General features: G+C 46.4%; 19 protein-coding genes. 17 read left to right on the forward strand and 2 right to left on the reverse strand.

All coding sequences use genetic code 11. The annotated features are described in order from the left end of the window. Positions 1–12: 12 nt before the first annotated feature. From F4V51_RS11880 to F4V51_RS11905, 6 genes are all read left to right on the forward strand, one after another. Positions 13–960 (forward strand): DMT family transporter, encoded by a 948-nt coding sequence (locus F4V51_RS11880; RefSeq protein ID WP_236146744.1) that lies wholly within the window; start codon positions 13–15, stop codon positions 958–960. Between the two features lie 182 nt (positions 961–1142). Beyond that, the gene (locus tag F4V51_RS11885) at positions 1143–2183 is read left to right on the forward strand and encodes a LacI family DNA-binding transcriptional regulator (RefSeq protein WP_153980664.1); all 1041 of its coding nucleotides are present in this window, start codon (positions 1143–1145) and stop codon (positions 2181–2183) included. A gap of 202 nt (positions 2184–2385) precedes the next feature. Further along, positions 2386–4932: a beta-mannosidase gene (locus tag F4V51_RS11890; protein ID WP_153978108.1), complete on the forward strand. Its 2547-nt coding sequence runs from the start codon at positions 2386–2388 to the stop codon at positions 4930–4932. A 416-nt stretch (positions 4933–5348) separates the two neighbouring features. Then, a complete protein-coding gene (locus tag F4V51_RS11895) occupies positions 5349–5897 on the forward strand; it encodes a hypothetical protein (RefSeq protein ID WP_153978109.1) in 549 nt (182 codons plus the stop codon). Positions 5898–6252: 355 nt separating this feature from the next. Beyond that, a complete protein-coding gene (locus F4V51_RS11900) occupies positions 6253–7356 on the forward strand; it encodes a colicin E5-related ribonuclease (protein ID WP_153978110.1) in 1104 nt (367 codons plus the stop codon). Positions 7357–7394: 38 nt separating this feature from the next. Next, positions 7395–7820, forward strand: coding sequence for an SMI1/KNR4 family protein (locus F4V51_RS11905; protein ID WP_153978111.1), 426 nt, complete (start codon positions 7395–7397; stop codon positions 7818–7820). Positions 7821–8281: 461 nt separating this feature from the next. Here F4V51_RS11905 and F4V51_RS11910 read toward each other — a convergent pair whose 3' ends face one another. After that, a complete protein-coding gene (locus F4V51_RS11910) occupies positions 8282–10279 on the reverse strand; it encodes a beta-galactosidase (RefSeq protein WP_153978112.1) in 1998 nt (665 codons plus the stop codon). A 307-nt stretch (positions 10280–10586) separates the two neighbouring features. Between F4V51_RS11910 and F4V51_RS11915 the strand changes: the two genes are divergently transcribed. The 5 genes from F4V51_RS11915 to F4V51_RS11935 all read left to right on the forward strand — a co-directional run bounded on the left by F4V51_RS11915 (position 10587) and on the right by F4V51_RS11935 (position 14857). Further along, positions 10587–11264: an SOS response-associated peptidase gene (locus F4V51_RS11915; protein ID WP_153978113.1), complete on the forward strand. Its 678-nt coding sequence runs from the start codon at positions 10587–10589 to the stop codon at positions 11262–11264. A 240-nt stretch (positions 11265–11504) separates the two neighbouring features. Continuing rightward, positions 11505–12635, forward strand: coding sequence for an NADH-dependent flavin oxidoreductase (locus tag F4V51_RS11920; RefSeq protein ID WP_153978114.1), 1131 nt, complete (start codon positions 11505–11507; stop codon positions 12633–12635). Positions 12636–12780: 145 nt separating this feature from the next. Further along, positions 12781–13554, forward strand: a complete 774-nt coding sequence (locus F4V51_RS11925) for a DeoR/GlpR family DNA-binding transcription regulator (protein WP_153978115.1) — start codon at positions 12781–12783, stop codon at positions 13552–13554. Between the two features lie 197 nt (positions 13555–13751). Beyond that, the gene (locus tag F4V51_RS11930; RefSeq protein ID WP_153978116.1) at positions 13752–14210 is read left to right on the forward strand and encodes an OsmC family protein; all 459 of its coding nucleotides are present in this window, start codon (positions 13752–13754) and stop codon (positions 14208–14210) included. 56 nt (positions 14211–14266) lie between these two features. Then, positions 14267–14857, forward strand: a complete 591-nt coding sequence (locus F4V51_RS11935) for a DUF2062 domain-containing protein (protein ID WP_153978117.1) — start codon at positions 14267–14269, stop codon at positions 14855–14857. Here the strand turns inward: F4V51_RS11935 and F4V51_RS11940 are convergent. After that, the gene (locus F4V51_RS11940) at positions 14832–15764 is read right to left on the reverse strand and encodes an AEC family transporter (protein WP_110822519.1); all 933 of its coding nucleotides are present in this window, start codon (positions 15762–15764) and stop codon (positions 14832–14834) included. The genes F4V51_RS11935 and F4V51_RS11940 overlap by 26 nt on opposite strands. A gap of 214 nt (positions 15765–15978) precedes the next feature. On the opposite strand from F4V51_RS11940, the gene F4V51_RS11945 reads away from it, so the two are divergent. From F4V51_RS11945 to F4V51_RS11970, 6 genes are all read left to right on the forward strand, one after another. Further along, entirely contained in the window at positions 15979–17061 is a 1083-nt protein-coding gene (locus F4V51_RS11945; protein ID WP_153978118.1) for a lactonase family protein, read from the forward strand. A gap of 355 nt (positions 17062–17416) precedes the next feature. Beyond that, the gene (gene hxlA / locus F4V51_RS11950; protein WP_153978119.1) at positions 17417–18049 is read left to right on the forward strand and encodes a 3-hexulose-6-phosphate synthase; all 633 of its coding nucleotides are present in this window, start codon (positions 17417–17419) and stop codon (positions 18047–18049) included. Positions 18050–18053: 4 nt separating this feature from the next. Next, positions 18054–18617: a 6-phospho-3-hexuloisomerase gene (hxlB, locus tag F4V51_RS11955; protein WP_153978120.1), complete on the forward strand. Its 564-nt coding sequence runs from the start codon at positions 18054–18056 to the stop codon at positions 18615–18617. Positions 18618–18821: 204 nt separating this feature from the next. Next, the gene (locus F4V51_RS11960; protein WP_095287596.1) at positions 18822–19181 is read left to right on the forward strand and encodes a winged helix-turn-helix transcriptional regulator; all 360 of its coding nucleotides are present in this window, start codon (positions 18822–18824) and stop codon (positions 19179–19181) included. 179 nt (positions 19182–19360) lie between these two features. Then, entirely contained in the window at positions 19361–21163 is a 1803-nt protein-coding gene (gene pepF / locus F4V51_RS11965) for an oligoendopeptidase F (protein WP_153978121.1), read from the forward strand. 109 nt (positions 21164–21272) lie between these two features. Continuing rightward, a complete protein-coding gene (locus tag F4V51_RS11970) occupies positions 21273–21788 on the forward strand; it encodes a DUF2500 domain-containing protein (RefSeq protein ID WP_236146745.1) in 516 nt (171 codons plus the stop codon). Positions 21789–21986: the final 198 nt, after the last annotated feature.

The following is a 21986-nucleotide window of genomic DNA, read 5'->3' on the forward strand; positions in this document are numbered from 1 at the left end:
GGTTGAAGCAGAGTGGGTAGAGTCATTGGAAAACAAGTTAATGTTTCAAGAAGAGCAGATCTGCAGATGCTGCTCGCAACTGTTATTTGGGGTTCCTCCTATTTATTCATGAAGTCAGGTCTGGAGTCCATGCAAGAACTCAATTTGGTTGCTTTTCGCTTCAGTATCGCTTTTATTGCCGCAGCGGTTATTTTCCACCGGCGACTGTTCCGAATGGATCTGAAAACACTTGTGGCAGGAACCATCATGGGTACTGCATTATTTGCAGCTTTTGTGCTGATTACTTATGGAGTACAGCGGACAACGACTTCGCAGGCAGGGTTTCTGATTAGTTTGGCCGTAATCTTTGTACCGATCCTAAGCACCATCTTACATAGACGCATGCCAGATACAAGGCTGATGATTAGCATTATTGTGGCTGTTGCCGGGCTTGGTCTGCTCACACTCCAGCATGAGCTTAGCCTGCATACTGGTGATATCCTATGTATTTTGGCTGCTCTTACGTATGCTATTTATATCATGATTGCTGGAAGGTATATTCCGAAACATGATCCCTTAACGCTTGGCACCATTCAGCTGGGGGTTGCAGCAATCTGGGGAATCGGGGCTACGTTCCTGTTCGAGAGTCCGCGATTGCCGGATACACCGGAATCGTGGGTAGCTATTCTCGGACTTGGGGTACTGTGCAGTGGTATTGGATATATCCTCCAGACACTGGCTCAGCGTCATGCATCGCCTACCCGGACCAGTCTCATTTTCTCTCTTGAACCGCTGTTTGCAGCAGCCTTTGCTTTTAGCTTCCAGGGAGAGACATTAACGCTGCAAGGTTATACGGGAGCCGCATTGATGCTGCTGGGTGTATTAATAACAGAAATTAAATCATTGGACGTCAGGTTTTGGCGCAGGAAGCGGGGAACATTGCCTGCAGAACTAGGGGAGCAGGGAGCTTCCGGAATATAAAATGGGCATAAGACAAAAGAGTTCGAACCTCTCTTACCAGAAGAGTGGACGAACTCTTTTTTTGATATAAATTGCAATCTGTGTTGGCTAACAAAACAAACAAAATTATAACTTGTTTTGTTGGATTATGTTTTTTATGCTACACTAAATGTAAATTAAGGGAGAACGGGTGAGTGAGTAATATGGGCAAAAAAGTGACCATGCAGCAAATCGCCGATGCTGCGGGGGTGTCGAAATTCGCAGTCTCGCGTGCTTTGACGGGAAAACCAGGGGTGAGTGAACAAACCAGGGAAATGATTGTGAGAACGGCAGATCAACTGGGGTATTTCAAAACAGAAACCAAGCGATATCCTGTTGAGCCACAGCCTGTACGCAGCAGCAAGCCCGTGCAGTCAGGCACGATTCTCATTTTGTTTCCCAATATTCGTTCCCAAAATCGCTCCTCACTGTACTGGGGGCCTGTATTTGACGGTATTTCCGCCCGCCTTAACGAACAGGGGATGGACATATTAACATTAACCGAACCATCTTCGGACCGGATGTTCTCGGTACTTAATCCTGAAGCGATTAGCGGCATTATAACCGTGGGTTCCATCTCCACCCCTATACTGCTTGAAATTTATAGACTTCAAATTCCACTCGTAATGGTGGATCATGAAGACCCGGCTATTCACGGGGATACCGTATTTACGGATAATATTAAATGTATGAAAGAACTGGTGCTGATGCTCGTAAGCAAGGGGTACAGACGATTCCAGTTTGCCGGCCAGCTTCCTGATGCAGCAAGCTTCAGAGAGCGTTGGTTAGGATACCGAACGGTGCTTGAAGAAATGCAGCTACCAACAATGCAGCATGCTGACTTGCTGGGACCGGATCTCAAGCTCATTCAGAAGGCAATAACCGAAATGCCGTTAGAAGATATTCCAGAAGTCATCGTCTGTACCAATGATCATACGGCAGTAATCGTACTGCGTGCCTTACAGAGTCGAGGCATTGCGGTGCCAGAGCGCTGTGCGGTAACGGGGTTTGATAATACGAGTGTAGATGAGCCTATTCTGGCCACGGTTCATATCAATAAGGAGAACCTCGGCCTTAGGGCAGTAGATCAATTATTATGGCGTATGGATCATCCCCACGAGCCGTATGAACGCAAGTTGATCTATTCCGATTTGGTTGTCCGGGATGAGTACAATGCCATTCGTGAGCAAGATCAAAGTGAATAAATGCATAGCGAATAGAGAAGAAGACATGAGCAATGAACGGCTCATGTCTTTTTTTGTTTTCCTATTTTGTTATTTGAGAAAAACGGATTGACGTTAAGTGGGTTATCATGTTAATTTTGTTTTGTAAGTTATTCGATAATTTGATAACAAAACCTAACAAATTGTTTCGCTTAAGACACTTCATCGATAAACGGAGGCTGTTATGAGTAAAATACAATCACAGATTTTTCAAAATTGGACGTTCAAGGCTTGTGAAGATCAAGAATGGTTGCCGGCTCAGGTGCCAGGCTGTGTGCATACGGATTTGCTGAAACTGGATAAGATTCCTGACCCGTTTTATGGAACGAACGAGAAAGAAATTCAGTGGATTGACAAGAAGGATTGGGAATACCGGACAGTTTTTGATATAAACGAGGATTTGTTGTCACAGGAACATCTGGAGATTGTATTTGACGGTCTCGATACATATGCGGATGTATATGTGAATGACCAGCACGTATTGTCCGCTGACAACATGTTCCGCGTGTGGAATGTGGATGTGAAGTCCATTGTGAAGGCCAGTGGTAACGTACTCCGAATTCGTTTTCGGTCACCGATCCAGGAGGATTTGCCCAAGCTTGAGAAGCTGGGTTATGCATTGCCCGCATCCAATGATCAGTCCGATGTCGGTGGACTTGGTGATAAACGGGTGAGTATTTTTGCCCGGAAAGCACCGTATCACTACGGTTGGGATTGGGGTCCCCGCTTCGTAACCAGCGGCATCTGGCGTGAAGCGCGTCTGGAAGGCTGGTCCGAAGTGAAAATCAATGATGTATTCATCAGGCAAAATGAAGTAACCGCTTCCGCTGCCTCGCTGACGGCCATCGTGGAGGTTGAAACGTTCAACCCGATTGAAACTATCATTCGTATTGGTTCGGATGGACAGACATGGGAACAGGCTGCTTCACTGCAGGCAGGCGTGCAAACGATCGAAATTCCATTTTCGATTAACGAACCGAAGCTGTGGTGGAGCAGGGGATTAGGTGATCCGCATATGTACTCCTTTGTTACGGAAGTGCTCAAGGGAGAGCAGGTTTTGGCCGATTCGACTGTTAAGACAGGACTTCGATCTATTCGCCTGGTGCGGGACAAGGATGAAGCTGGAGCTTCTTTCTACTTTGAGTTGAATGGTGTTGCCGTGTTTGCAAAAGGTGCCAATCACATTCCAAATGACAGCTTTATTACGGAGATTACGGCAGAGCGTTATCGGCATGAGATTGTCTCAGCAGCCGAGTCTAACATGAACATGCTGCGGGTCTGGGGCGGCGGTATTTATGAAGAAGATGTGTTCTATGAATTATGCGATGAGTACGGCTTGCTGGTTTGGCAGGACTTTATGTTTGCATGCAGCATGTATCCGGGTGACGAAGCGTTCCTGAACAGCGTGAGACATGAGGCCATTGATAATGTGAAACGTTTGCGCAATCATCCAAGCATCGTACTGTGGTGCGGAAATAACGAAATCGACTCGGCTTGGGCTCATTACATTGAAGACGGTGGCTGGGGCTGGAAAAAGGATTATAATGCCGAACAGCGCGAGAAGATCTGGGCAGATTATGAAGCCATTTTCCATGAGCTACTTCCGGAAGTGGTTGAAGCCTATGCACCAGGTGTGGACTATTGGCCTTCTTCGCCACTCGTATCTCTGACGAATGATGAGAAGCAGCATGCTAATCCATCGACGTCGGAAGGGGATATTCACTACTGGGGCGTGTGGCACAGCGTTGAACCATTCGAAAACTACAACGTTTACGTTGGCCGTTTTATGAGCGAATATGGATTCCAGTCGTTCCCGGAATACAAGTCGGTTCGCAGATATGCGGAGGAAGAGGATCTGGCACTGGAATCCGAAGTGATGCTGGCACACCAGAAGAACGGTGCAGGTAACCGTCTGATCAAGCAGTATATGGACATGTACATGCATGAACCGAAGGACTTCCCATCCTTCCTGTACATGAGTCAAGTGCTTCAGGCTGAAGCAATGAAAACAGCCATTGAGGCACATCGCCGCCGTAAACCGTACTGTATGGGAACACTCTACTGGCAGATGAATGATTGCTGGCCGGTCGCTTCGTGGGCAGGTATGGACTACTTCGGTAACTGGAAGGCCTTGCAGTATTATGCCAAACGCAGTTTCAGTGACGTGCTGGTTTCGGTGGATGGTACGAACGAAGATAGAACGGATGTTTACCTGATTTCGGATCAGCTGCAGCCGGTTGAGGGTCAATTGCAAGTGCAGCTCATAGGGTTCGATGGTACGGTATACCGGGAGGAAGAGCACGCAGTGAGTCTGGAGTCGAATTCCGGCAAACAGGTCCTGACCCTGAACAACGCCGACTGGCTCCAAGGCCGCGATGCGGCAGCAACCCTGTTGCGATTGGAACTGAAGCGGAAGGGTCACGCAGACATTGTACAGGAACACTATTTTGCACCGTCGAAGGATCTTGCCTTGAAGCAAGCTGCGATCCAGGTGACTGAAGTGCAGGAGTCCGATGGTTCATATGTGGTTCTGGAGAGTGATACCCTGGCTAAACAGGTATGGATCTCTACAGAAGCTGAAGGCGTGTTCTCCGATAACTTCTTCGATCTCATTCCTGGCATTCCGGTGAAGGTCAAGTTCACGTCCAGAGAAGGGTTACAGCATGCTGGTGCTGCCTCGGAAACTGGTACGATTGAAGTTCGTTCGATGGCTGATTTTATTAAGCTGTAATCTTCGATTCTGGTTAACTAAGAAACTCTTTAATTTAAAACCGTTGATTCTCCTTCTTACCAGGGAGACAACGGTTTTTTTGTTAATTAGGATTAAAAGACTTTATCTTCGAAGGATTATAGAGAAGCGTTTTGAATTTCGGCATCATTGTGCTCAAGAGATATAAAAACCATGATTTGGGGTGAATTTCTTGGCTTACCTGCAAGTAAATTCCGAAGTAGGGTTTTCTATGTTTTTTCACTTTATTTGGTATAATATAGGAGTTGTTTTTAGCGCAGAGTCGTATCAAATCACAGTGTATATTTGTTCAATCCTGGGACCTTAAAGCTAAGGACATTAGTGATATTATGGGACGATGTGCCAAGTTAAACGCGGAAATACAAGAGGAATCATTACTTCATAAAGGTGGAGAACAAATGAATAAAAAATGGATTGTTGTTATCGTTTTAGTTTTGATTGTTGGAGCTGGTACTATTGGATATATGACAACAACAAAAAATAGCTCCATGGTTGAAACAGAGGGGCCTCAATCTTCTTCTGAAGAAACAAATAATACTATCGACTATAAATCAATAGGAGTTCTTCCCGAAACTCTTTCTTATAAACGTCTGTTAGCAACTGCAGATGAGTGGTATGTTGCTCCACATGGCCCAATTAAACCAGATGATGCTGGTAAGGTTGCAGAAATGGAATTCCCTGAAACCCAGCCACAATCCTTAACCGAGTTATTAGCTGAAATGGCAGCAATGTATCGAGGAGAGACACCGTTTACTCAGGCTCGCATCGTTTCTTTTGAATATTTCTCCAGTATTGAGCCGATTTCGACAGAGATTAAAGACTATGGACCACTGCCAATTCCAGAAATAAGCGACGCAGATAACCAGGATATTCGTGTAGTCGATATTGAAAATGCATATAAAAACTTCAAAGCATATGTTAATAATTTCAAGGTTAACACACCATGAAAACTAAAGCGGAGAAGCATCTTATTCTCAAAAAAAGCGTGTGCACCACGCTAAGACTTAACGATTTCATAGTAACAAAAAAAGTTTTAACCTATTTCCAGTTAAAGTTTAATCCTAGGAAACCCGATTGGTCTAGACGAAGTAACACGTATCGGAACGAGGAAGGTCATAATAAGAATTTGATACAGGTAAGCCTTGTCTTCATTTAAGTCAACGGAGTTAAGTACAATTCAATATAATCTCAGTTTGGGAAATATAGTAAAATGGTTACACATAAATAGAACTATCGCTCCTTAAAAACAGCGTCTAACATCGATTAAACTGTAGGATAGATTTAGAACTGAGGGTTGAGACAATGACAAAGATACAGATTCCTGTGGATCAAATGACACATACGATTGGACTGTTTAAGTTAGGCCACGGGCACTTGCAGCAAATTCTAGATAAAGTAAACAGCCATCTTACTCCGTTGATTGGTGGATTTGAAGGAGAGACAGCTGAGCGTTTTGCCCATCTATACCGCTATGCGGAGAAAAACTTGAATAACACTCTGGAGCTGCTCCACATGGTGTCCCTACGGTTGGAACAAATACGTGATCGCTTTGTGGATACCGATTCCACTATGGTTAATATCTCGGCGCTTCTCGATTATCAAGCGAACCAAAGTACATCCCTTACCAATGATCTCGTATGCGGCCCCAATGACCCACCTCCTAAACGAAGTATCGAGGAACATGTGGATGCCTTCTTTAATCAGGCTGGGGAGAATGTAGCTGTAATTGGGGATTCTATTCTCCAACTAGGTAAAGATTTCATAGAACATCCTCTGGATACCGCAGGGGAGCTTTTGTATGATAATACCATTGGTACCGTTACGGATATAGGTAACGGAATTGCCTTCACTTGGAACTATGGTTGGGACAATGGAGATACCCGCGAACAGGCAGAGAAGCAAATAGCAGCTGAGTTCGATAAAATGAAGCAGGAGGGCGGGGCAGAGTATGCTGCAAATATTACAACTTCCATGCTACTTGGTGTCTTTGGAAGAAGGGTTGGATTAAAGTCCATCGATGGTAAGCAGCATCATTCACCTCATACCGATTCGAGTGGAAGTAATGGACATGGGATGAATTCTCAAATGAATAGTTATTCTGGAGAGCCCTTTCACTATAGCCAAGAACCTACAAAAAGAGGTGGCAAAAGTATTGCAGATCAAATTACTGAACGTGGTTGGAATGATCAACGACTGAGTGAAGCTATAAATGAACCAGCAGGGACTGTAGACTGGGTTGATCAAAGAAAAGGACAGAATAATGCACCGGTTACAGTATATTATCACAAAGATAGTGGTTATGTTGTTAGAAGAAATGATACGGGAGAAATTATCCAAGTTAGTCAAGTGGATGACCCCGATTGGAGCACATACTGGTCAGATGATGATATCAAATGGATTAAATAGATACAATTCATTTAAATCATAAATAGGGAGTAGAGCATATGGTCGATAATAATACCTGGAGCACGGAGTATTCTTCTGTTGATATGCGTGCAGTAAGGTTAGTAGAAAAAAAATGGGGTATACAGTTTCCTTCAGAGTACATTAACTTTATTCAAAAATATCACGGTGCAGAGCCTGTACAACGGACATTGAATATCAATGGAAAGAAAGTTATGTTTTCTTCCTTCCTAACATTCATCGCATTTGATGATCTTGATATATTAGATGTATACAATGAGCAAAAGAACAGTCTTCCTCTTAATCATTTTCCTTTTGCTATAGATGAGGAGGGTAACCTGTTTTGCTTTAATTTCAGTAACTTGCCTGATCCTAGCATTATTTATGTAGAAACGATACGTTCTGACAACCCTCTGCATACTTATATCGCAGCAGACTTTACAGAGTTTATCCAACAATTTAATTAGCTGATCTGACTTCAGTATGGCTAGAATCTATACTTGATTCCTATGCTCAATGAACACAGAAACGATTATAAATGAAGTAGGTCAGCGAAACGCTACCTTCACATTGAATAATTACGTGATTTTCCTGGACTCTAAAATTAGTGAGATACGAGAGACCAGAAGCTCAAATTTGCTATATTATGAAACTAGAGATGAACTCTCCATGGTCAAAATGATTTGTATTTAGGGAAAGCTAAACTGCTGTCTTACCTGCAGTTGAAAAAATCATTAAGAAAAAGATTAGATAAATAACGAGTGAAAGCTCTGTAGCTGCAGTAAACTTTACTGGATGAGTGGGCACTTAATTTCTACAAGTATACTAATGGTATCTACTTAAATGTTAAATGTTAAGGCCCGGTTGCATTTAACTTGCATACCGGGCCTTTTCGTATAAACACATTATTCGAGGGACGGGATGTTGCTTACTCAGTAATCTCTATAATTTCAATATCGTAAGCACCGAGTTCCAGATGAGGGCCTTTGACTGTGCCATCCAGAGCACTCGTATAGGTATCATTCAACTGGAGGGAAACAGGTTCGGGGCTTAAGTTCAGAATAAAACGAAATGATCCATTCGGACCCGTCCGGGTGGTGATCTGTACCCCGTCAGGTAGAGCTTCAATTTCCGCAAGCTGGCGTTTGTCGCCAATCGTTCGCAGTAGCTTGCGCAAATAAGCCTCTTCCGGCTGGGTGGCTATGTAATAGACCTCACCCGCACCCCACTGGTTTCGTGTAACGACTGCACTTTCGGCATAGAATTGATCCGCATATACAGCGATTGGTTGTGCCGTATCGAGTTCAAGCACATCTGCCCACTGGGATGCGGCATATCGATTGCCCTGATCATCCCGAATCGTGATGGTGTCGCCGCCTACCGGGTCGTATTCGGTCACTCTCACACCGGAACAAGCGGACAACAAGCCCGGCAGCGGGGCCATCACACATACATTATGGTCATCCTTAACGCCGGAACGATGTGTTAGGATCAGGGTTCCTCCTGCAGCCGCAAATGCCTGGAGTCGCTCTGCGGTTGCCTCGTCCAGGAGGTACAGATGAGGAGCAATGATGATTTTGTATCCGTCCAGTGATGCGGAAGAGTGGATGACATCTGTACTGATCCCCAATTTGGTCAAGGCACGATGCCATACTTTGATATTTTCGTAGTAGTCTAATCCTTGAGCCTGAGGTTGAATGTGCAGGGCGTATAATTGCTCATGCGAATGCAGGATGGCAACTTCATTGTCCAGCGTTGAACCTTGCAGACGCTCGCCGAGTCTGTTCACCTCCGTGCACAGCTGCTGGAATTCTTTAAACCGCCGGCCGGGCACATTGCTGTGATCAATCAGGCCATGCCAGAATTGTTCTGCTCCAACGGTAGCACTCCGCCAGCGGAAATGCACAACGGCATCTGCTCCGCGGGCTATGGTCTGCCACGAGTAAGCACGCAGAAATCCCGGACGTGGTGCACGCCACATCGGGAACCAGCATCCTGGCGGTCCGCTTAACTGTTCCATAATCCAGAAATTGCGGCGTTTGATGCCACGTGTCAGATCCAGAGACAGCGCCCCGCTGTATGGTGCTGTTTCGGTTTTGTTTGGTGATGGATTCGGATAATAATCAAAAGAAGCGAAATCGAGCTCTGCTGCAATTTTATATTGATCCGCCTTCTGCGGATAACTATGGAAATTATGCGTAATCACATGGTCTGGACAATTACGGCGAATGATGTCGACCTGAATCTGCTGAAAGGCAACGATGGAATCCGACTGAAAACGGGAATAGTCCAGCAAAAATGAAGGATTCTGAAACGTGGATCCCCCATAGGGCGGCGTGATCTGTTCCCAATCACTGTATTCACCGCTCCACACCACAGTACCCCAGCGTTGATTGACTTGTTCCAGCGTCGAATAACGTGCTTGAACCCATTCGCGAAAAGCGTCCGCACAAGCGGGACACTGGCAATCCGTGAAGCTGAATTCATTGTCTGTTTGCCAGCCTACTACGCCCGGGTGCTTGGCATAGCGTTCAGACAGTTTCTGCACGATGCGTGCACTGTACGTTCTCATGCTCGGACTGTTATAGCAGCGGTGGCCACGAACCCCTTCGTGGTATCGTTGACCGTTGGGAAGGATAGGCAGAATATCCGGACATTTCTCCGTGAGCCAGCGTGGTGGTGTCATGGTGGGTGTTCCAATGATGATCTCTAATCCATGACAGTGCAGGATATCCAGCGCCTGATCAAGCCACTTCCAATCGAACTGCCCATCCGCAGGCTCCATACGGCTCCATGCAAATTCACCCACACGCACAATGTGTACACCGCTATCGGCCATCAAACGGGCATCCTGTTCCCATAACGCAGAGTCCCAATGCTCTGGATAATAATCGACGCCCATTCGAACGGGACGGTTGAATTCCATATGAATTAGCTCCTTTGTTGTCGAAATAGTAAACGGCATATGAAGTTCATATGCTTGAAACGGTTATATCAGCAACGTCATCCTATGAACGTAAGGTGCTTCTAACTCATTGTATAATGGATGTTTTCAGCGGAGTATAACATCATGTTGTGATGATTAGCAGGATCTTGTCATTTTCATAAGTTTCTCGAGATGTAACGTCTTGAACGCTTGGGTTGCGCATCAATCCTTTGCATATTGCCATGCATAATTTCCCTTTAATTACAAACAATACATTCAAATTCACACAGGGAAGGAAGCGTTGAGCATGTGCAATCGTTTTTCATTGGCAGCTGATCTGGATGAAGTGAGGGATCATTTCAAGATTGAACGCGTGATGTATTACTACAAGAACCGGTATAACATTAGTCCGACGCAGCATACGCCGATCATTTTGCATCAGGACGGTGAACGGGTATTGGACGAGTTTCGCTGGGGATTTATTCCGTTCTGGGGGCGTGATGCCGTCAATGCCAACCTGATGACTGTGCATGAGAACCCATCCTATTACAAACTGGTGGAAACGAAACGATGCGTTATCCCATGTAACGGACTGTATTACTGGCGCAAAGAAGGCAAAAAAAGCTATGCGGTACGAGTGGTAATGCCGGATCGGGGATTATTTGGTATCGCAGGGTTATATGAAATTTGGAAAGATACCCGCAAACAGCCGCTTCGCACCTGTACGATGCTAATGACTGGTGCCAACATGGTGACCCGGGAGTTCGGGAGCAAAATGCCGGCGATTCTCTCGGAAGACGAAATCAACACATGGCTTGACCCCGCTAATACACGGGTGACACAGCTGCTGCCTCTTCTCAAATCGTATAACACGACAGATATGAATCTGTACCCGGTGACACCTATGGTTGCTAACGATGAACATGATTGTTATGAATGTGTGGAAGAGATGGATCTGAAGCTCGCGTATGTACGCAATTTCTAAACGCATATTTGTGGATGGTGATCCATAGGGCGGAGTGTTGAATTTCACTTCGCCCTTTTTGCTGTGAGCTTGATGCAGCGTGATTGTGTTTATATAAATGGAGGAATTGAATCGTCCAAAAAAGATTAGAAAAATGAAAAGTTGAAATGTGGAGTAATAGTAACTATAATGGTTACAGTAATCGAAACACGTATTCATATATCTATTTAAAGAGATATTATAATCAGGAGGGAACCACGAATGAATCCAAAGTATAGCCAAATGTTTGAACAAGTTTCACTACCAAACGGCATTAGTCTCAAAAACCGGATCGTACTCGCTCCTATGACTCATATGTCCTCGAATCCCGACGGTACCGTCTCGGATGCTGAACTCGCTTATTATGCTCGTCGCACTGGCGGTGCAGGCATGTCCGTGACTGCCGTAACGTATGTTACACCGAACGGTATCGGATTTCCGGCGCAATTTGCAGCCTATGACGATAGCTTCGTGCCGGGCCTGAAACGCCTCGCCGACACGATCAAGCAGCAAGGTTCCAAAGCAGTACTTCAGATCTTCCATGCCGGACGTCTCACTCCGGAACAGGCTGTACCTGCTGGTCAAGTGGTAGCACCAAGTGCAGTTGCCAGTGAACGTCCAGGATCTCCTCAACCGAGAGAACTGTCTGATGAAGAGATTACGTCCATTATCAACGATTTTGGTGAAGCGACACGTCGCGCCATTGAAGCCGGATTCGACGGTGTAGAGATCCACGGTGCGAACGGTTACTTGATCCAGCAGTTCGTCTCTCCGCATTCCAATCGTCGCGAAGACCGCTGGGGTGGCAGCATTGAGAAACGCCTGACATTCCCGCTGGCCGTAGTGGATGAAGTAAATAAGGTTGTAGCGAAACATACCAAGCTTCCGTTTATTGTCGGATACCGTTTCTCTCCTGAAGAACCGGAAACACCAGGTTTGACTATGGAAGAGACTTACGCACTCATTGATGCGCTGAAAGAAAAAAATCTGGATTACTTGCATGTATCCCTAAACGAGTTCTGGTCCAAACCACGCCGTGGCGAAGCTGATACCCGTTCCAGAATTGAATTTATCCTGGACCGTGTAGGCGGCAAATTGCCGGTTATTGGTGTGGGCGCAATCCATACGGCAGACGAGGCAGCGGAAGCTCTTCAGACTGGCGTGCCACTGCTTGCCATCGGACGTGAGTTGATTATTGAACCGGATTGGGTAGAGAAAATCGAGAGCGGACGAGAAGAGGATATCGAGACCGTTCTGACAAAAGCGGATCAAGAGCGTCTGGTTATCCCTGACGGATTGTGGAATGCCATCATTAACACACCGGGCTGGTTCCCTTTGGCAGACGATAAATAATACATCTCAGCAATGACGGAGGGAGCATAGGCTCCCTCTTTTTGCACGTTCTTCATCCCGATAAAATTCTCCTTCAGGTAGCACTGTGGTATGATGGGATGTACAGGATTCATCTTGGATATCAACGGTTTGGAGTGAAGAAATAATGCTCGTGGCTGAACGTTATGAGAAAATTGTGGAATGGGTGGATGCGCAGGGAAGCATGCGTGTAACCGAGCTTAGTGAGCGCTGCGGGGTGACGGAGGAGACGATTCGCCGCGATCTGGACAAGCTGGAGCAAGCAGGGCGGCTTAGAAGATCCCACGGCGGTGCGGTAAGCGTAAAATACAAAGAAGAAGGACAAGCGGAGATCCCTTATCCTGAACGGGCGATTACACATGCTGAAGAAAAGCGGAGAATAGCCGAAGAAGCCATCAAGATGGTACAGCCAGGCGACCGGATTGCACTGGATGCCAGCACAACGGCATGGTATATGGCTGCAGGGCTGCCGAATATTCAGCTTACTGTATTGACCAACTCCATCAAGGTGGCCGCTGAACTAAGCAGCAAGGAACAGATCAGGGTTATTGCCACGGGAGGGCAGCTCGCTTCCAAGTCATTGTCTTTTGTAGGCCCGCTCGCTGAACGTTCACTGGATGCCTACCATGTAGACAAGGTGTTTCTGTCCTGCAAAGGGGTGCATTTGACCAAAGGCATCAGCGAATCGAACGAATTGCAGGCTCTGGTGAAACAGAAGATGATCAGTATTGCGGATGAAGTTATATTGCTTGCCGATTCGAGCAAGTTCGATATACAGGCTTTTACGAGAGTTGCAGAACTCAGCAGTGTGACCCAGGTTATTACCGATGTGGGGTTGAATGAAGAGCTTGTGAGCGCACTGAACGAACAATCCATACCTTGTAAACGAGTGTATTTATAGAAAAGTATAATCGAATATCCACACTTGAACGGAGAGGGCAGAAGAACTGGAAAAGCGGAGCGGTCGCATTTATCACCGGATTTCCCCTATAACAAGGGATTGAAAAATCTGGGGATAACAGCGATTGAAAGTTTTCTGACTTTGGAGTTCTCTTGTGTGGATTCAATTTTTTACTTTTCAAGAAAGGAATGAGTGAAATGAAACATCCTTTTCATCTGAAAGCCGTATGGAACGGTGGACGTAACAGTGAAGGAACAATTGATGCGGGAGGATTAAAATCGGTCATATCCATTCCTCAGGAGATGGGGGGGCCAGGTACAGGAACCAATCCGGATGAAATGCTGCTGGGTGCAGCCTCCACCTGTTATCTAATTACCCTGGCGGCCATGCTGGAACGCTCGGATATTACACCGCATGAGCTGACACTGGAGTCGGAAGCAACGGTGGATGTCACCAATAATATTTTTACGTATGAACGAATTGTGCATCGCCCACGCATTGTGCTTCAGTCTAACGCAACAGAGGCTGAGCTGACCAAAGCGGATCGACTTGCACATAAAGCAGAAGAGTCATGTATGATATCAAGAGCGGTCGCAGGGAATGTAACCATCGAAACGCAGCCTGTCATTGTCACAGCTGATGTTAAAACAGTCTAAAAGAAATGAAGAGACAGCGCGAGCCGTCATTTGTGTAAAATAAGGGGAAGTTCGGTATGAATTCACAGAAAAGCAAAGCGAACCGATTCGCGCGTTTGACGCGTGCGTTGAAGCTGAATTTTCTTAAATTGTTACGTGCTCCAGGAGGAGCACATAAGGTTTCCACCGGATTTGCGATCGGCTTTGGTCTCGAATTGATCGTTATCTCCACGGCATCACTGATCTATCTCGTGTTTTACCCCATTGTGCGTTTGTCTGGCGGTTCACTTCCGGCTGCCATCGTGGGCAATGTGATCGGAAAACTGACCTTTCTGCCGATTCTGCTCATGCCGCTAGCCAAGCAGATCGGGTCATGGATATTGCCAGCGCACAGCATGGGACAGGGCCCAGTGCACGAGAGTGCCTTCATGGAGCTGTTTCGAGGCAATTGGTCTGCGCTGAGCGAACTATTGCTGGGTGGGCTTGATATCCTCGCAGGCATGTCTGTCTTTGGCGTAATCCTGGGGTTCATTTCGTATTTTGTGGTCAAATTCTTCTATGTCAGAGCTCTCCGGCGTCGCCATGAACGAAGATTGGAGAAGCGCCGCCTTGCGGCGATGTCTCCTGGGCCAGCACCCGTGCTTATCCGGAAGACATCACAATCATAACTGGCAGAATGACCATGGATGCGGCGGTTGTCCATAGAATGCAGCGGGATACAAATTGCGGTGAGGCATTGAATTGTTCAGCCAAAATTACTGCGTTTACTGCCGTCGGCATGGATGCCAGAATCAGCAGTACACTAAATAAAGTGCCCTCGACCTGAAGTGCGGTCAAGATCAGGTAAGATAGTACCGGCGCCGCAGCGAGACGCACGACAAGTCCAGTCCAGAATGCACGCCGTACATTAGGCTGCCATGGCTCAGCGGAACCGCGTGGTCGTAACATCTGTGCACCCAATATGGCAAGCACAACTGGGGAATACCCCGCTGCAAGCATCGCGATGCCACCATCCAGAGCTTCAGGAAGACGGATACCGGTGGACCGTAGAACGATTGCAATGACTGCGGCATAAATGGACGGCATACGGAATACGGACAAAATGGCATGTTTGACCGTGAATTCCGACCTGGCTGCAAAGAAGATCCCGACCGTATTCACAATAATCATCTGTCCGATCACATAGACCGAGGCCTTGTCCAACCCCAGTTGTCCAAAGGCAAGCAAAACGAGCGGGAGCCCGTAATTCACACAGTTTGTAAACGTGGAGACAAGGGTGAGTCCTGCTTTTTCGCTTGCACCCAGGTGGAAGATCCGGCTTAATAGTTCGGCCAGCGCCCATAACGCGATCAGATTAATAATGGAAAACCAGAACGTACCTGTGACGTCCGTCCAGGTAATTTCGGCATGCAGCAGCGTATCAAAGATAAGCGCAGGGCTCAGAATATAGAGGGAGAAGGTTGATAGTGACCGGGTATCCCAATTTTTGAACCGCTTTAGCAGAATGCCTCCGATGACTGGCAGGGATATGGGCAAAAAAACATGATACAACGTAAGCAGAAATGATTGCAGCAACCGAATTCAGTCCTTTCATGATGAAAAACCTATCTAATCATAGCAGAAGTTGTCCTGGATCGTGAATGGATACCCGCATGATATTTCTCCAATAACGTGCTTGAGCCCCTGTAGGTTGAGCGTGAAGAGGGGTGACGGATTGCTATTTTGATATGGCAGATTTATTATAGAAGAGGTGCAGCTAGACTACATACACATAGAGGAGGAAACTGTAATGAGTGAATCAAAACGCTTGCTCGTATTGGTCGGCTCTTATGCCGAAGCGGAAAATGAGGGCATTTACGCATATGAATTGAATGAGGATACAGGCAGCTTAAGCAAGCTGGACGGCATCGCGGGTGTGAAAAACCCAACGTTTGTAAACGTTAATGCCGAAAACAACAAAGTGTATGCGATTGGGGAAGCTGTGTCTCCAGAGGGAAACAAAATGTCCGAAGCGGTTGCTCTGAACATTGATCCTTCCACAGGGAAACTATCCTTACTTAATCGTAATGATTCCATCTCAGCTCCACCATGTCATATCCAGCGCGATCCTTCAGGACGTTACCTGATCCTTTCCAGCTATCACGGTGGACTGGTAGGTCTGCAATCGCTGACGGATAACGGCGAAGTCGGAGCACTTTTGGACGAGAAAAAACATGAGGGTAAAGGTGCACATCCAGAGCGTCAGGACAAGCCTCACGTTCACTCTGCTTTCTTCAGCCCGGATGGCAAATACATGATGGTACAGGATTTGGGTGCTGACAAGATTGCCATCTACACAATCGATGCTGACAACAATGAGCTTGTTCTGCATAGCGAAACAAAAACCCATGCAGGAGCAGGTCCGCGTCACTTGGCGTTCCATCCGAATGGCCAGTTCGCTTATGTGATTAACGAAGTGGATTCTTCCATTACGTCTTACCGTTATGATGCAGCAGCAGGTACACTGACTGAAGTATCCACTGTATCGACCTTGCCGGATGGCTATGAAGGCGCTGAAAATACAACTGCTGAAATTACCGTATCGAATGATGGCCGTTTTGTATACGGATCAAACCGTGGACATGACAGCATCGTAGTATTTGCAGCAGACGCTGAAACAGGACATTTGAAACTGGTAGAACACGTTTCTGCAGAAGGTGAACATCCACGTCACTTTGCATTGACACCGAACGGTAAATTGCTCATAGCAGCCAACCGTGATACCAACAACATCGTTACGTTCACTGTAGATCAAGAAAGCGGACGTCTGAAATACACAGGACATAGTACAGGTGCATCCAAGCCGGTATGTGTAAAACCCGTTTATTTCTAAACCGAATATAGATCCAGTTGTACATGCTTAGATACATGAAAAAATACCCTGCCATATGGCAGGGTATTTTTAATGATATTGAGGAAAAAGTTTGTTTTCGCTACTTCTCTACAGAGTGTTCCTGAATTGATTTTGCTCATTATGCTTCATATAACAACATTAATGAATCAATAGTATCGTGCAGGTAACTACCTGACTTCAAAGTGCGTACTTCCTGAATGGAAAGTCAGCCTCTACAATGAATGAGTAGCCAAAATAAACGTTGCATGCATCTGAAGAGGCTGATTGGTGCAGGATAATATTTAGAATCCTATATAGCAATACACATACTTGAACAACAAAGGAGAAATGAATCATGAAATTGCAACTCGCACTTGATCTGGTAAATATTCCTGAAGGTATCGCACTCGTTAAAGAAGTGGAACAATATATCGATATCGTCGAGATTGGTACACCAATCGTTATTAATGAAGGCTTGCACGCCGTAAAAGCGATGAAGGAAGCATTCCCTAATTTGCAAGTTCTTGCAGACCTCAAAATTATGGACGCTGGTGGTTATGAAATCATGAAAGCAGCTGAAGCTGGTGCGGATCTGATCACTGTGCTTGGAGCAACCAATGACAGTACGATCAAAGGTGCAGTCGCAGAAGCGAAGAAACAAAACAAACAAGTTCTTGTGGACATGATCAACGTGCCTAACCTTGAACAACGTGCCCGTGAAGTGGATTCGCTTGGCGTAGATTACATCTGTGTACACACAGGATATGACCTGCAAGCTGAAGGACAAAGCCCGTTCGAAGATCTGCAAACAATCAAAGCTGCTGTGAAAAACGCAAAAACGGCTGTAGCTGGTGGCATCAAGCTGGAAACATTGCCTGAAGTGATCAAAGCACAACCGGATCTGGTCATTGTAGGCGGCGGAATCACTGGACAAGAAGACAAAGCCAAAGTTGCGGCTGAAATGCAACGTCTTGTTCAACAAGGGTAACCGAATGAGCAGCAGACAATACGCAGCTGACATTCTCAAGGAGCTGGAACGTACACTAAGCCAGATCGACGATTCGGAGATGCAGGCGATGGCTGAGCATATTTTGAATGCTGAACAGATTTTTGTGGCAGGTGCCGGACGCTCCGGACTAATGGGGAAAGCTTTTGCCATGAGATTGATGCAGATGGGACTCCGGGTATTTGTCGTCGGGGAGACTGTCACACCAGGCATCAGTCCGAAGGATTTTCTTTTGTTATGCTCGGGTTCGGGAGAAACAGGCAGTCTGGCGGCGATGGCTCAAAAGGCCAGTAAAGCTGGGGCTCCTGTCGGTCTGATCACGATCAAGCCGGAGTCCACCATTGGTCAATTGGCCAGCACCGTCGTTCGTTTGCCTGCATCTGCGAAAGAGGACACGGCAACGTCAGGCGCAGCAGTCACGATTCAGCCGATGGGTTCGCTTTTTGAACAAGGATTGCTGCTTGCTATGGATGCTTTGGTACTCACGTTGATGGAAAAGAAAGAGATGAGCGGGGCGGACATGTTTGGCCGTCACGCGAATTTGGAATAGAATATCGCTCATAGATCTTAATGCAAAACATAGGCAGGACCGGTCCCTTATATATAAGAGGGAAGCCGGTCCTTTCTGTCATGCTTTTGACGGTGTAGATCACGTTTCCTATGCATTCGGGTCATGCTGTAGTAGAATGAAGAGAAGCTATATCGAATAATGTACCTATTGATATAAGAATGTAAGTTAAGGGGGCTCGGAGCCATGGCAGCCGAAGTCAAGGAACGGATAAATCTGAAAGAAATCAACTGTGAGAAAGAATTGACCCTTGCTGTTATTGGCGGCAAATGGAAACTTATTATATTGTGGCATCTGGGCCTGGAAGGAACCAAGCGATTCAGTGAATTGAAACGGTTGATCCCTCATATCACCCAAAAAATGCTGACAAACCAGCTTCGGGAGCTGGAGGAAGATCGGCTGATTGAGCGAAAGGTTTATGCAGAAGTCCCTCCTCGGGTAGAATACAGCTTGACGGACCATGGACATAGTCTGATGCCAGTCCTGCGAGCCATGTACGATTGGGGCAAAAATTACGGTGAAAATGTAATCTGGAAATCAGAATAAGTCAGAGTCAAATAACCTAAGTCAACTAAACCGCCGAGGTATGGAATATTTCCACACCTTAGCGGTTTATTTTGATTCAGCTTGAACCAAAAGTCTCAATTTGGGAGATGTCAGGTATAAACGGTCGTAATATGATACGATGAGAGATATTGGAAATGCAAGGAGGAGGACATATACAGATGGAAAAAATACGTACACGCGACGAGGTAAGCCAGGAGTCGACATGGAATCTGACCGATTTGTTTGGGACTGATGCGGAGTGGGAACAGGAACTCAGATCACTTCCAGAAGCAGCTGTCGATATTGAAACGTTCAAAGGACGTCTGGGCGAAGGTGCAGAACAGCTGCTGGCTTGTCTGGACGCTCGTGAAGCACTTCAGGAACGGATTGTGAAGACCGCATCCTACGCACGACTGAAACAATCAGAGGATAGTACCAATCCGGTAAACATTGAGAACTCGGCCAAAGCGGGAGATATCCTATCTTCTCTGTCGTCTTCCTTGTCTTTTGTCAATTCGGAAATTGCGGATCTTCCCGAGGGTACAGTGGAACGTTATATTGAAGAACTTCCCGGACTGGAGCCTTATGCTCGCAGCCTGAATCTTCTGCTTCAGGAAAAAGCACATCGTCTCTCACCGGAGACGGAAAAGGTGCTGGCTTCCCTCGGTGAAGTATTGGATTCGCCATACCGGATCTACCTCCGCGGTAAACTGGCAGACATGACTTTCGACGATGCGCTGGATGGAGATGACAACAACCGTCCACTCTCCTGGTCGTTCTATGAAAATAACTACGAAATGTCTTCCGATACCAAGCTGCGCCGTTCTGCTTATGCAGCCTTTAGCTCCAAGCTTAACGATTACAAAAATACTTTTGCCGAAGGTTATGCAACCGAAGTAAAGAAACAGGTTGTTCTATCCAGGCTTCGCGGTTACGACGACGTCACCGATATGCTGCTTAGCCCGCAGCAAGTTAGCAAAGAGATGTACAACAATATCCTGGATATCATTCAACAGGAGTTGGCACCGCATATGCGCAAACTTGCGGCTCTCAAGAAACGCGAGCTGGGGCTGGACAAGCTTATGTTCTGCGATCTCAAGGCTCCACTGGACCCTGAATTCAGTCCGGCTATTACATATGAGGAGGCCTGCACGCTCATCCGTGAAGCGCTTGCTGTGCTTGGACCCGAATACGGCGAAATTGTGGAGCGGGCATTCAGCGAACGTTGGGTGGATTACGCAGATAATGCCGGCAAGTCAACGGGTGCTTTCTGTTCATCCATTTACGGCGCGCATTCATATATCCTTATCTCATGGGCTAACAATATGCGCGGTGCGTTTACGCTCGCTCATGAAGTCGGACATGCTGGACATTTCATGCTTGCCGGACGCTATCAGCGGATCACCAATACAAGGCCTTCTCTGTATTTCATCGAGGCACCATCTACCATGAATGAAATGCTGCTGGCTGATCATCTGTTAAAACGCTCTGACAATCCAAGAATGCGTCGGTGGGTAATCTTGCAATTGCTCAACACGTATTATCATAACTTCGTAACCCATCTGCTTGAAGGTGAATTACAGCGCCAAGTATATGCACTTGCGACCAAGGATGAACCGATTACAGCCAAGCTGCTCAGTGAGCTGAAAGGAAACATTCTTTCCGCGTTCTGGGGTCCTGACCTGGTTGTAGATGAAGGGGCGAAGCTAACCTGGATGAGACAGCCTCATTACTATATGGGTCTGTACCCTTACACCTATGCAGCTGGTTTGACGGCATCAACTGCAGCTGCCGGATTGATTCGCGAGGAAGGCCAGCCTGCCGTGGATCGCTGGCTCGAAGCATTAAAAGCAGGAGGTAGTCTGGCACCTCAAGAGCTCATGAAACTTGCGGGTGTGGACATGTCCGGACCTGAGCCGATTCGTGCAGCCGTGGCGTATGTAGGCAATCTGGTTGATGAACTTGAACGTCTGTATTCCTAATTACGTTCATATAGTATACGGACAAGGCTAGTAAGGTTGTTCACGTGCACCGTCTCCTTGGCAAGGGACGGTGCATTCTTATTTTGGAGCCGGAAAGGAACGATGATGAATGACAACGATCAACATATCCTCATCGATGGGCAGATTAACCACAGACGGCTTCGGTGTATTTGACGACATGAATAGTGTGCCGGGATTTGAGGGGAATCAGGGAGGTTTTTTTTCGGGATTTAATGAGTTTGGGGCCATGAGTGCATTCGGATCCATATTTATTGGTGCTATATTTCTCATCATTGCATGTGTGATTGTGTACGCCATCATTTCAGGGGTTCGAACATGGTCTTCTAATAATGCAGCAGCACTGCTCACGCTGCACTGCACCGTGGTGGCGAAGAGAACCCAAGTTACCGGAGGAAGCGGAGATAGCAGTGCTTCCACCTGGTACTATGCAACCTTTCAACTTGATAACGGAGAACGTGTGGAACTGAACGTCGGCGGAAGCAACTACGGCATGCTGGTGGAAAATGACCAAGGCATGCTGACATACCAGGGCACAAGGTTCAAGCATTTCGAGAGAGATGTGCAGCCCCAGTCCGGTGTAAGCAATGGCCGCTTTTATACGTAATCGAAACGCAATGCCAAACATAAGAACGACTTATCCATAGGATCAGGTCGTTTTTTTGTTGGGAAAGAACAAAACACAGGGTATTCAAACGCTTACAACAGTGATATACTCGAAAAATAAAGCTAAACAGTATAAAACAAAAACAAACAAACAATTAAGTGCAGGTAAAAAGCAACATTTGTATAGAAAGGTTGGTGT

Source organism: Paenibacillus xylanilyticus (genome assembly GCF_009664365.1).
GTDB classification, from domain to species: Bacteria; Bacillota; Bacilli; order Paenibacillales; family Paenibacillaceae; genus Paenibacillus; species Paenibacillus xylanilyticus_A.